We start from the raw sequence: 12,374 nt of genomic DNA, 5'->3' as shown, positions 1-12,374 counted from the left end.
GGCCGTACACTCACGACCCCGGGCGCGGGGCATGTCCCCGCGCGACCGGCTGATCGTCGGTCTCATGCTCGGCGTCCCGGTGCTGGCGGACCTCGCGTTCATCTGGTTCCCCGCGCTGTCGTCGGTCGCGCTGTCCTTCACGCGGTGGAACGGCATCGGCGGCTTCGACCAGATCAAGCCGTACGGCGTGGAGAACTACCGCATCGCGGCGACGGTCGACCCGCAGTTCTGGCCGGCCGTCGAGCACAACGCCGTCTGGCTGCTGGTCTTCGTCTGCTTCGCCACGCCCCTGGGGATGCTGTTCGCGGTCGTCATCGACCGGAACATCCAGGGCAGTCGCATCTACCAGAGCGTGCTGTTCCTCCCCGTGATGCTCTCCCTGGCACTGATCGGGATCATCTGGGAGCTCATCTACTCGCCCAACTACGGCCTCATCAACACCATCACCGGGCACAACCAGGACAGCAACCTCGTCAACTGGCTCGGAGACCCCCACCTGAACCTGTGGGCGGTGCTGGTGGAGGCCTGCTGGCGGCAGGCGGGCTACGTGATGATCCTCTACCTCGCCGGGCTCAAGGCGGTCGATCCGTCCCTGCGCGAGGCGGCGCTCATGGACGGGTCCAACGCCTGGCAGACGTTCTTCCGCGTGGTGTTCCCGGTGATGAAGCCGATCAACATCGTCATCCTGGTGGTCACGCTGATCGAGTCCCTCCGGGCGTACGACCTGGTCTACATCAACAGCCACGGCCCGGTGCTGCCCGGCCTGGAGTTGCTGTCGATCCTGGTGACGCAGAACATCCTGGGCGAGCAGACCCGCATCGGGTACGGCTCCTCGCTCGGCGTCGTGCTGCTGGTCATCTCCCTCGTACCGATCTCGGTTTTCCTGTACCAGACGTTCAGGCGGGAGGCACGGCGATGACGGCACAGGTCAGATCGCCCGCGGCGCCGGCCGTGGCCCTCGCGGGCAGCGGGCGGGTGAAGAAGACGCGCCGCCCGGCACGGGTGGCGGCGCTGGTCTTCATGATCACGATGACCGTGCTGTGGATCGTGCCGATCGTCTTCGCCCTGTACGTGTCCCTCCGGCCGGTCGAGGACACGGCGAAGAACGGGTACTTCTCGCTCCCCCACGGGCTCACGCTCGGCAACTTCACGGGGGCGTGGGTCCAGTCGGACATGCAGCAGTACTTCCTGAACTCGGTCATCATCACGGTCCCCGCCGTGATCGTCACGCTGTTCCTGGCCTCGTGCGTGGCCTTCGTGCTCACCAGGGTGCCCTTCAGGTTCAACGTGGCCCTGCTGATCCTGTTCACCGCGGGGAACCTGCTGCCCCAGCAGGTGATCATCACCCCGCTCTACCGGCTCTACCTGCTGATCCCTGTGCCGGAGTGGGTCAGCGAGAACGGCCTGCTCTACAACTCCTACGCCGGCCTCATCCTGATCAACGTCTGTTTCCAGCTCGGCTTCTGCGTCTTCGTGCTCAGCAACTACATGAAGTCGATCCCCCATGAGATCTACGAGGCGGCGGTGGTGGACGGGGCGTCGCTGTGGATCCGGTACCGGCGGCTCACCCTGCCCCTGTGCCGGCCGGCGCTCGCGGCCCTGGCGACGCTGCTCACGACCTGGATCTACAACGACTTCTTCTGGGCCATCGTGCTGATCCAGCGCGGCGACAAGCGGCCGATCACCTCGGCCCTGGCGAACCTGCAGGGACAGTTCGTCAGCAACCAGAACATGATCGCGGCGGCCGCCCTCATCGCGGCCATACCGACGCTCATCGTCTACGTGGCACTCCAGAAGCAGTTCATCGCGGGCCTCTCCCTGGGCTCCACCAAGGGCTGACCGCACCGCCCCGGTGCCTGCGTGCCCCTGAGCGCCGGGGGCACGCAGACACCGGCCAGGGTCGTCCTGGAGGGGCTCGGCCACGGATCCCTGACCGGATCGTTCCGCCCCCAGCCTCGATGGTGTCTTACGGACACCGCCTCCCGGGCGGCAGGCTGACGGCATGAAGCGCGCACTCGTCGTCATCGACGTCCAGGAGTCCTTCCGGCAGCGCCCCACCTGGCGGGCCGTGTCCAACCCCGGCATAGCGGGCCAGGTGAACCGTCTGGTGAGCTGGGCGCGGGACCAGGGCGACCTCGTCGTCTGGGTGCTGCACAGCGAGCCGGGCAGCGGCACGGTCTTCGATCCGGAGTCGGGCCACGTCCGGCTGATGGACGGCCTGACGCCGGAGAAGGACGAGCCGGTGCTCACCAAGACCTCGCGCAACGCGTTCACCACGACCAATCTGCAGCAGATCCTCACCATGCGGGGCATCCGGGATCTGGTCGTCTGCGGCATCCAGACCGAGCAGTGCTGCGAGACGACCACCCGCCTGGCCGCCGACCTCGGGTTCGACGTCACGTTCGTCACCGACGCCACCGCCACCTTCCCGATCCCGCACCGCGACGCGCCGCAGGACCGCACGGTGGAGGAGATCCTCGCCGACCCCAGGACCCTGCAGGTGGCGGAGATCATCGCCAGGACGGAGTACGCCCTGGCCGGCCGGTTCGCCTCCATCACCGGCACGGCGGCCTTGGTAGGCTGACCAGATCGTGCCCCGAGTCGTCTTCCTGCTCCTGCCCCGGCTGCACCTGCTGGACCTCGCCGGTCCGGCGCAGGTGTTCTCCACCGCCGCCGATCTCGGCCTCGGCTACGAGCTGAGCTTCGTGGGTGAGCGGGAGGACGTCCCCACCGCGCAGGGCCTGCCGGTCCGGGCCCGGCTCACCTGGCCCGAGCTGGACGCCGGCGACCTGGTCGTGGTGCCGGGCTGGCGGGGGCCGACGTTCCGCGACAGCCCCCGGATCACCCCGGACACCGTCCGCCGTCTCCGCGAACATCACGCGGCGGGCGGCACCGTGGCCAGTGTCTGCGCGGGAGCGGACGCGCTCGGCCGGGCCGGGCTGCTCGACGGCAGGCGCTGCACCACTCACCACGGGCTGCAGGACGAGCTGGCCCGCCGCTACCGCACGGCGACCGTGGTGCGCAACGTGCTGTTCGTCGAGGACGACAGGGTGGTGACCTCGGCCGGCATCGCCAGCGGCATCGATCTCGCGCTGCACCTCGTCGCCGTACGCCATGGGCCCGGCACAGCCGCGAGCATCGCCCGCGAGATGGTGGTGTACACCCGGCGCAACGGCGACGAACGGCAGGCGGGCGCCATGCGGTACCGCTCGCACCTGAGCGACGTGGCGCACCGGGCCCAGGACCTGATCGACGCCCGCTTCACCGAGCGGCTGACCCTGGCACGCCTCGCCGCCGCCTCCGGCGTCAGCCCCCGCACCCTGACGAGGATCTTCGGCGAGGCGACCGGGATGACGCCGCTGCGCTACCAGCAGACACTCCGGGTGGAGCGCGCCGAGCACCTCATCGGCCGCGGCTACACGGTGGAGTCCGCCGCCCGCGCGGTCGGGTTCCAGGACGCCCGCATGCTCCGCCGTCTCCGAGCCCGCGCGGACGAGACGGTGCCCGGCTCCGGCCGGGGATGAGGAGGCCCCGGACTCCGGGCCCCATGCCCGTCACGCGGTCATCCCGCCAGCCGCGTGCCTCCGGCGGTCAGGCGGACGGGGACGCCGTCGCGGGCCGAGGAGTCGGCGGCGACGCCGACCAGGACGCTGCGGACGCCGTCGAGGTGGCCCGCCTGACGGGCCAGCGGGTCGTCGCCGGGGCCGCGGAAGAGGTCGTTCAGCAGCAGGGCGTCCCCGCCGCCGTGGCCTCCGCCTCCAGCGCCGATCGGGACGTCCTCCGGTTCGCGCCAGTGACGGTGCAGGGTGAGGCGTTCCCAGGCGCCGGCGGCGAGCTCCCCCGCGGCCGCGGTTGGGTCGACGGCGGCGTGCGGCGGGGTCCAGGCCCGTTCCACCACCTCGAGCTCCAGGCGGCCCCCGGTGCCGTTGAACGCCACCCGGTACCCCTCGAAGGGGGAGTGCGCGTTGAGCGAGTAGGTCAGCATGGCGCCGCCGGCGTAGCGGACCAGGACCGCCATGTTGTCCTCGATGGTCACGCCGTCGCCGAAGACGTCCTGGTCGCGGATGTAGCCGTCCTCGTGCTCGGCGTCCAGATAGAGCCGCTTGAGCCGCGGATCGGCGGAGATGTCCAGCAGGAACGGATCCGCGCCGAGCCGGGGGGCTCCGTGGGCCCGGGAGGGACGCGGGCCCGGAGTGTTGCCCGGGCCGTAGAACCGCAGGGCCGACTGCGCGAAGACCGTCTCGGCGGCGTCCCGCAGCCACCAGTTGACCAGGTCGAAGTGGTGGGTGGACTTGTGAACGAGCAGGCCGCCGGAGTTGGCCTTGTCGCGATGCCAGCGGCGGAAGTAGTCCGCCCCGTGGACGGTGTCCAGCGTCCACTCGAAGTGGACGGAGGTCACGGCACCGACGGCGCCCTCCATGAGGAGCCGCCGCACCACCGAGTTGCGCGGAGCGTAACGGTAGTTGAAGGTGACGACGAGCCTGCCGTCGCTCCGCTCGGCCGCCGCGGCGATCGCGGCGCACCCCTCGGCGGTCGTGGCGAGCGGCTTCTCCACGATGACGTCGCGCCCGGCGTCCAGGGCGGCGCACACGTAGCCGGCGTGGGCGGCGTCCACGGTGGTCACCACGACGGCGTCGGCGATCTCCAGCAGCTCGCCGAACTCCTCGGGCGCGAAACAGGGAACGTCCCGGCCGATCCGCTCGGCGTAGTAGGCCATCCTGGTCCGGTTGACGTCGCACAGGGCGACGATCTCCCCGGCGTCGGCCCACTCGCCGAGCAGCGCGCCGACGTACAGCTCCGCGCGGTGGCCGAGCCCGACGAACGCGTACCTCATGCGACCTTCCGGCAGGGCTCATGCGACATTATGGACCCCTCCGGTGAATCGCGAACGGACAGCGCCTTCCTATAGCAGCCGGGAAAGTCACGTCAACCCGGTGCCGTGTCGCCGGACGCCGGGAATTGTCCGGCCCGGCGAAACACGTCGCACAGAGCAGTGGCCGCCGTCACATATTCGCACTCGGCGCCCGCGTGAATTGCGGAGCCGTCCGAATTCGGGGACTCCGGAAATCGGACGGGGCCGATGAGGGCTTTTCCCATTGGGCCGGCCGGAGTGAACAGAAGGCTCCGGCGGCTCCCGGTCAGCGCGGATTCCCCCTCGGCGTTCCCCCCGCATGACGCGAGCGGCCTTCCCCGAGCGCGGCCCGCAGGCCCTTCGCCGCGGACCCGGACCCAGACCTCTCTTGGGTCTTGCGGAGTTGTGAGAAGAACGTTTTAATCCCCGTAACACGGGCTCGGCGGTCGGGCGCCGGCCGGCGCAGGACGGAGCACAGCGTCCCGAGGAGGGCTCTTGATGTCTATGGCGGCGACGGGAACGCGGAGCAGCCCGGGCCGGGGACGTCGCACCGGCACATGAGGCGCGCGGCCCTCCTGGGAGCACCGGGCGCGGACCACACCACCACGTCCCCGCCCAGGTTCCGCGGGAGGCGTCCACGCCACCGGCGAGGCCGTCACCGTACAGGACTCCGGCGAGCGTTCAGCCAAGGAGACGGGCATGGAAGGTGAGCCGCCGCAGGGCGCCCGGACCCGCACTCGCGGGCCGCCAGGCTCCTCACGCGGCACGGCGTCCCGATCCGGGCCAGCCGGCCGCCCGCGCCCTCGCGGGCGAACGTCTCTGAACATTTCACGCCGTTCAGCAGACGATTGGCACCGGGGCCGACTTTCGGGCTGCGGCGGCACCTTCATCGGGGACGGACATCGGGGCGGCGAGCCATCGCGCGACCGGCCGGAGTGATGCCGATAAAGGCGTCAATGATTTGACAGTACGCAAATCTCGGGGGTTTCGCCGTGTTGACTTTTGACACGATTCAACATTACCTTCGCACCACCGATCGCCGTTCACCCGCTTTTAACAGGGCAGGAATCCCGGTGCAATCTCACACTTCCGCACAATCGCCCAGCCGGAGCGGCGGCACACGATGACCGCCTGGTCGATCAGGCTCTACACGGTCTGCGACGAGCTGCTGTGGGCGGCCCGGCTGAACCTCCTGTGGATCGCCTTCACCCTCCTCGGCGGCGTGGTCCTGGGCGTCGGCCCGGCCACCGTGGCGGCGTACACGCTGGCGCGGCGGCATGCGATGGGTGAATCGTTCGCCGTCTGGACCGAGTTCACCGCCGTCTACCGGCGGGAGTTCGTCCGCGGCTCGCTCCTGGTGCTGCCCCTGGCGGCGGCGGCCATCGTCCTGTTCGGCAACTTCCTGTACTTCACCGCCCTCGGGCCGGGGACGGCGGCGCTCCGGCTGACGACCTACGCGGCGCTGGTCGCGCTGGTCGTCGTCGCCGCCTACCTGCTGCCCATGTACGTCCACTACGACCTGCGGCCCCGCGCGTACCTGCCCAAGGCGTCGCTGTTCGCGCTCACCCGCCCCGCGTCGTCGCTTCTGCTGCTGTTCGCCCTGGCGGCGGTGATGTTCGCGGCCTCGTCGCTCCCGATTCTCGCGCTCACGCTCGCCGTGGGCGGCTGGATCCAGTTGAACACCTGGCTCTGCCTGCGCTTCTTCGCGGAGAACGAGGCGCGCCTGCATCCGAAAGGCGACTGATGAACACAACCCCCCGCCGGCTCGCCGCCGGTGTGTTCGCGTTGACCACCGCACTTCTCGCGTCCGCCTGTTCCAGCGGCGGGGAACAGGCCAGGAGCGACGAGCTGACCATGATGGTCCCGTTGTTCGGCACGGCTCCCAACCCCAGCGGTGAGATGCAGAAGGCCGTCGAGAAGCTGGCCGGCAAGAAGCTCAAGATCACTTGGGTGCCCAACGCCGACTACGGCGACAAGACCAACGTCACGCTGGCCTCGGACAGGATCCCGGATGTCATGGTGGTCCAGGACCAGAAGAGCCCGTCGTTCGTCAAGGCCGCCGAAGCCGGGGCGTTCTGGGACCTGACCGACAAGCTGGACAAGTACCCCAACCTGAAGCCCAAGAACGAGCAGACCCGGCTCAACTCATCGATCAACGGCAAGAACTACGGCATCTACCGGATCCGGCCGCTGCTGCGCTCGGCGGTGCTGCTGCGCAAGGACTGGCTCGACAAGCTCGGGCTGCAGCTGCCCAAGACCACCGACGACCTCTACGACATCGCCAAGGCCTTCACCGAGAAGGACCCGGACGGCAACGGCAAGAAGGACACCTACGGCCTCATCATCCCGAAGTGGCCGACCCCCGTCTTCAACTCGTCCAGCCCGTACAACGCCGTCGACGTCTGGTTCGGCGCGCCGAACGGCTACGGCATGCGCGGCGGCAGGCTCGTCCCCGAGTTCGACACCCCGGAGTTCTTCGAGGCCAACCGCTACCTCAAGAAGATGATCGACGAGGGCCTGGTCAACCCCGACTTCGCCACCCTCGACAGCGTCAAGTGGAACGAGCCGTTCGTCCAGGGCAAGGGCGGCATCATCATCGACGTCAACGTCCGCGCCACCCAGCTGTACAACCTCCTCAAGGAGGCGGACCCGGACGGCTACACCGGCAAGCTCGCGATGACCGGCAACCTGTCGCGCCCGGACGGGCAGAAGTTCTCCCTGCCCTTCACCGGCTACAACGGCGTCCTGGCGATCTCCAAGCAGAACATCAGGACCGAGGCGCAGCTCGACGACACGCTCAAGGCCCTCGACCGGCTGGCGTCCAAGGACGGCGCGATCCTGCTCACCAACGGCATCGTCGGGCGCAACATCAAGGTCGAGGACGGCTACGCCGTCCGGATCAACGAGACCGACCCCGCGATCAAGACGCTCAACAACGACGTCGACTACGGCTTCATCCAGATGGGCACCTCGGCCAGCGTCGGCGTGAACGGCGACGCCTACGAGTTCAGGCCGGCGTCCAAGGCCGAGCAGGACAACCTCAAGCTCCGCAAGGAGCTGGAGACGCTCGACCTGCAGACAGCGGTGCACGACCCGACGCTGCCGTACATCTCGAACACCCTGACGGCCAAGGGCGCGACGCTGCACCCCATCGTGTCCGACGCCCGGGTCAAGTACCTGGCGGGCCAGATCACCGAGGAGCAGCTCAGGGCCGAGATCAAGCGCTGGTACGACAGCGGCGGCACCCAGGTCGTCGCCGAGCTGCAGAGCCTGGTGTCCAAGGCGGGCAACTGACCCGCGAGCCGGCCCGGGACGATGTCCCGGGTCCTCTGGCACGAAAGGGGGCCGCTGTGGCCACCGACCTGGCGCCGCCTCCGGTCAAGGCGGTCCCCACCAAGCCCGCGCGCCGCGAGAGGCTGCCCCTGCGCACCGCGCTGCTGCGCTATCGCTGGCTCTACCTGATGCTCCTGCCCGGTCTCGCCTACTTCGTCATCTTCAAATACCTCCCGATGCACGGCCTGACCATCGCCTTCCAGGACTTCGTCCCGTTCCTGGGCTACGGCGGCAGCGAGTGGGTGGGCCTCAAGCACTTCGAGGAGCTGTTCACCGGGCCCGACTTCGGCCGCCTGCTCGGCAACACGCTGATCCTCGCGCTCCTGACGATCGTCTTCGCGTTCCCCGCGCCGATCATCGTCGCCCTCCTGCTGAACGAGCTGCGGCTGAACGTCCTCAAACGCTCGATCCAGTCGCTCATCTACATCCCGCACTTCCTGTCCTGGACGATCGTCGCGTCCCTGACGTACCTGCTGCTGTCGGTGGACTACGGGGTGATCGCGAACTGGATCCACGGCGTCGCCGGCGGCGCCAAGGTGGACTACGTCGCCCAGGCCCAGTGGTTCCGGCCCATCATCGTCATGCAGACGCTGTGGAAGTCGACCGGCTGGGGCACGATCATCTATCTGGCCGCGCTGGCGGGCGTGAACCCCGACCTGTACGAGGCCGCCCGCATGGACGGCGCGGGACGATGGCGGCAGTTCTGGCACGTCACGCTGCCGGCGATCCAGCCCACCATCGTCGTCATGGCCATCCTCACCTCGGGCCACCTGCTGGACGCCAGCTTCGAGCAGATCTGGCTGATGACCAACTCGCTCAACCGCTCGGTCGCCGACGTGTTCGACACCTTCGTGTACTACGTGGGCATCACGCAGGGCGGCTACAGCTACGCCACCGCCGTGGGCCTGTTCAAAGGCGTCGCCGGCGTCGTGCTGATCTTCGGCTGCAACTGGCTGGCCAAGCGCCTCGGTCAGCGCGGACTGTTCTAGGGAGCCCGGCATGTCCCCCCAGCAATCGGTGAAGAACTACGGCTCCCGCGGCAGCCGGATCTTCGACGTGCTCAACGTCATCCTGCTCCTGGGGCTGACGCTGATCACCGTGCTGCCGCTGCTCTACGTCGTGGCCGGGTCGTTCGCCGGCGAGTCGGAGATCGCCACACGGCCGTTCTTCCTGTGGCCGGAGAAGTTCGTCACCAGCACCTACGAGTACTTCTTCCGGACCGACACCCTCATGCGCGCGCTCGTCACCACCGTGTGCGTGACGGCCGTGGGCACGGTGGTCCAGGTCATGCTGACCTTCACCATGGCCTACCCGCTGGCCAAGCGGTACCTGCCCGGCCGTGCGCTGGTGCTGAACCTGGTCATCTTCACGCTCGTCTTCAGCGGCGGCCTGATCCCGACCTACCTGGTGGTACGCGACCTGGGCCTGCTGGACACCTACTGGGCGCTGATCCTCCCCCTGGCCGTCAACCCGTTCTATCTGATCATCGTCAAGAGCTTCTTCCAGGAGCTCCCCCAGGCGCTGGAGGAGGCGGCCCGCATCGACGGCTGCAGCGAGCTGGGCGTCTTCTGGAGGATCGTGATGCCGCTGTCCAAGCCGATCATCGCCACGTTCTCCCTCTTCTACGCCGTGGCCATCTGGAACGACTACATGTCGCCGCTGCTGTACATCGACGACAACAGCAAGTGGACCCTCCAGGTGATCGTCCGTCAGCTGACCGGCGCCAACGCGGAGAACGCCCTGAGCACGCTCGACTCCGTCTTCTTCCCGGTGGAGGGCATGAAGTTCGCCGTCGTGGTCATCGCCACGCTGCCGATCCTGTTCTTCTACCCCTTCCTGCAGAAGCACTTCGCCAAGGGTGTCCTGATCGGGTCGGTCAAGGAGTGACGCGGCCGCGCCGGCTGGAGGGACGTCCCGCCGGCGAGATCGGCGCCCCCCAGGACCTGCGGGCCGGCCTTCCGCGGCGACACGCCACGGCACATCCCGCCACGGCGGACACCTGCTGCTTAACCTGGGGAAACGGGAGCACGTCACGGTCAGCTCACCGATTCCGGCATGGACGTCACCATGCGGCCCAAAGTCGAATTCGAAAGCAGTTACGCGTTCACCTGTGCCGCGCGGGTTCGGGCAACGAAGGGGAAACCATGACCAGCATCTCGCCACACGTCACCTCCCTGGCGACGGTGTCCCCCGCATTCGAAAACGAACTCGGATCGGTCACCGTGGTCGACGCCACCGTGCTGCCGATTCTCAACCGGCTCTCGATCAAGCGCGTCGTCCTCGAACCGGGCGCGATCCGTGAGCCGCAGTGGAACGTCAACGCCAACCAGCTGGGCTACTGCCTTTCCGGCACGGCTCTGGTGTCGATCCTCGGAGACGCCAACGTCTTCTCCTCGTTCATCGTGAGCGCCGGCCAGATGTACCACGTCGAGTCCGGCGCCGTTTACCACATCGAGAACATCGGCGCCGAACGCGCCGAGTTCATTCTCGCGCTGCGCAATGAGCGGCCTCAGCACTTCTCGCTGCGCGCCGGCTTCAACGCCATGACCGATGCGGTGCTCGGCAACACCTACGACCTGCCCGGCTCGGCGTTCGCCGCCTTCGACCGGTCCGCGGCGCAACAGATCGTCCGTCGCACGGGAAGCGCCGATGTCCCGTCCACGGCCGGACGGCCCAACGCCCGTCTGTTCGATGCCGAAGGCCAGCATCCACCGCTGTCCTATTCCTACGGCGACGCCCGCCTCGCCCGTAAGCAGTATTGGGCCGCCCTGGAGGACATCTCCATGTACTCCCTGCGCATCAAGGAGAGCGGGATGCGCACTCCGCACTGGCATCCGATCACCGGCGAGATGGGATACGTCGCGAAAGGTCATGCCCGCATGCGCGTCCTGGACCCGGACAACACCCTCGACGAGTATCTGCTCGGCCCAGGCGACATGTATTTCGTGCCGCGAGCCTATCCGCACCATATCGAGGTCATCGGCGAGGAGGACATGCACTTCCTCATCTTCTTCGACCAGCCCATGCCCGGCGACATCGGCTATCGGGCCACCGCGTCGGCGTTCTCTCGCGAAGTTCTCGCCGCGAGTTTCGACGTCGCCGAGCGCGACCTTCCCCGATTCCCCTTCACCCCGGTCGACCCGCTCATCGTCGCCCGGGTCAACCCTCGCGACCCGGTCCGCTCCTGAGCGTGGCCTCGGGCTTTCACCGTGGATGACGGCGGGCCCGGCGGCGGTCAGGCGGCGGTCAGGCGGCGAGGGCGCGGCCGAGGAAGGCGAGCTGATCCGGGAGGCGGGAGCGCCAGAACGCGGCGTCATGACATCCGTCGCTCATCTCCCCGGCCGGGCGCAGCCGTTGGCGCAGCCGGCGCACCATCGGGGCGAAGGGATCGGACGTGCCGCAGTCGACCCGGACCGCGACGCCGTCGAGCGCGCCGAGCTTGGCGAACACGTCGTTGCGTGCGAAGTCGGCCGCGTCGTCGAACGCCAGGGGGTTGGCGGCGCGGGCATCCTCGTAGCCCTGGAACAGCGCCGGCGAGGAGGCGACGACGGCCGCGGTCCTCCCCGCCAGCCGCCGGCCCAGCAGCAGGGCGCCGTACCCGCCCATCGACCAGCCGATGACACCGACGCGGCCGGCCAGCGCTCCCTGCCGCCTCAGGAGCGGCAGCAGCTCCGCCGTGATCATGCCCAGAGGGTCGTCGCCGCTCGCCCGCCGGTGCCAGTACCCGCTGGAGCCCCCGTCCACCGCGACGATCGCGAACGGCGGCGCCCCGTGGCGCGCCACGGCGTCGGTGAGGTAGCGATCCAGCGCCAGGTCCCGCACCACGGACGAGCCGGTGGCGCCGTAGCCGTGCAACGCGACCACGACGCGCAGGCCGCGGATCGAGGTGACGCCCGACGGCAGCACGGTCACCGCCGTGACATCCACCCGGCGACGGCGGGAGGCGAACGCGCGCGCCTGTACGACGCCGGCGGCCGAGGGGGCGGCCGGAACGGTTCCGCAGCGTCCCAGGGTGCGGTCCAGCCAGCCCTTGCCCGGCAGGACCTCCCCCTCCACGAGCGCGGCGCCCACCGCGCCGGTGACCGCCAGCGCTCCGAGACCGCCCAAACCGCCGGCCAGCACCGTACGCCTGGTGATCACAGGCACCTCTCCTCACGTCATGACGGACACGCCGTTGCCCTTCTCGACA

The 12,374-nt window shown here is 68.9% G+C and carries 11 protein-coding genes; 9 read left to right on the top strand and 2 right to left on the bottom strand.

The annotated features are described in order from the left end of the window. Positions 1–31 precede the first annotated feature (31 nt). The 4 genes from AB0B72_RS35165 to AB0B72_RS35150 all read left to right on the top strand — a co-directional run bounded on the left by AB0B72_RS35165 (position 32) and on the right by AB0B72_RS35150 (position 3,524). Positions 32–919 (top strand): carbohydrate ABC transporter permease, encoded by an 888-nt coding sequence (locus AB0B72_RS35165; protein WP_367743790.1) that lies wholly within the window; start codon positions 32–34, stop codon positions 917–919. Continuing rightward, a complete protein-coding gene (locus tag AB0B72_RS35160) occupies positions 916–1,839 on the top strand; it encodes a carbohydrate ABC transporter permease (RefSeq protein ID WP_367743789.1) in 924 nt (307 codons plus the stop codon). The genes AB0B72_RS35165 and AB0B72_RS35160 overlap by 4 nt, the downstream gene beginning before the upstream one ends. 163 nt (positions 1,840–2,002) lie before the next feature. Beyond that, a complete protein-coding gene (locus AB0B72_RS35155; protein WP_367743788.1) occupies positions 2,003–2,584 on the top strand; it encodes a cysteine hydrolase family protein in 582 nt (193 codons plus the stop codon). Between the two features lie 7 nt (positions 2,585–2,591). Next, the gene (locus AB0B72_RS35150) at positions 2,592–3,524 is read left to right on the top strand and encodes a GlxA family transcriptional regulator (protein ID WP_367743787.1); all 933 of its coding nucleotides are present in this window, start codon (positions 2,592–2,594) and stop codon (positions 3,522–3,524) included. 38 nt (positions 3,525–3,562) lie between these two features. Here AB0B72_RS35150 and AB0B72_RS35145 read toward each other — a convergent pair whose 3' ends face one another. After that, the gene (locus AB0B72_RS35145; protein ID WP_367743785.1) at positions 3,563–4,834 is read right to left on the bottom strand and encodes a Gfo/Idh/MocA family protein; all 1,272 of its coding nucleotides are present in this window, start codon (positions 4,832–4,834) and stop codon (positions 3,563–3,565) included. A 1,141-nt stretch (positions 4,835–5,975) separates the two neighbouring features. Here AB0B72_RS35145 and AB0B72_RS35140 point away from each other — a divergent pair. The 5 genes from AB0B72_RS35140 (at position 5,976) to AB0B72_RS35120 (ending at position 11,373) form a co-directional block, all read left to right on the top strand. Beyond that, a complete protein-coding gene (locus AB0B72_RS35140; protein ID WP_367743784.1) occupies positions 5,976–6,596 on the top strand; it encodes a YesL family protein in 621 nt (206 codons plus the stop codon). Beyond that, complete coding sequence (locus AB0B72_RS35135) at positions 6,596–8,146, top strand: extracellular solute-binding protein (RefSeq protein ID WP_367743783.1); 1,551 nt, start codon at positions 6,596–6,598, stop codon at positions 8,144–8,146. The genes AB0B72_RS35140 and AB0B72_RS35135 overlap by 1 nt, the downstream gene beginning before the upstream one ends. A 56-nt stretch (positions 8,147–8,202) precedes the next feature. Next, positions 8,203–9,174 (top strand): ABC transporter permease, encoded by a 972-nt coding sequence (locus AB0B72_RS35130; protein ID WP_367743782.1) that lies wholly within the window; start codon positions 8,203–8,205, stop codon positions 9,172–9,174. Positions 9,175–9,184: 10 nt separating this feature from the next. Next, complete coding sequence (locus AB0B72_RS35125) at positions 9,185–10,072, top strand: carbohydrate ABC transporter permease (RefSeq protein ID WP_367743781.1); 888 nt, start codon at positions 9,185–9,187, stop codon at positions 10,070–10,072. A 257-nt stretch (positions 10,073–10,329) separates the two neighbouring features. Beyond that, a complete protein-coding gene (locus AB0B72_RS35120) occupies positions 10,330–11,373 on the top strand; it encodes a cupin domain-containing protein (RefSeq protein ID WP_367743780.1) in 1,044 nt (347 codons plus the stop codon). 58 nt (positions 11,374–11,431) lie between these two features. Here the strand turns inward: AB0B72_RS35120 and AB0B72_RS35115 are convergent, their stop codons facing one another. Beyond that, entirely contained in the window at positions 11,432–12,325 is an 894-nt protein-coding gene (locus tag AB0B72_RS35115; RefSeq protein ID WP_367743779.1) for an alpha/beta hydrolase, read from the bottom strand. Positions 12,326–12,374: the final 49 nt, after the last annotated feature.

This window comes from Microbispora sp. NPDC049125 (assembly GCF_040802045.1).
Taxonomy (GTDB): Bacteria; Actinomycetota; Actinomycetes; order Streptosporangiales; family Streptosporangiaceae; genus Microbispora.
This window is presented reverse-complemented; position numbering and strand designations above follow the sequence as displayed.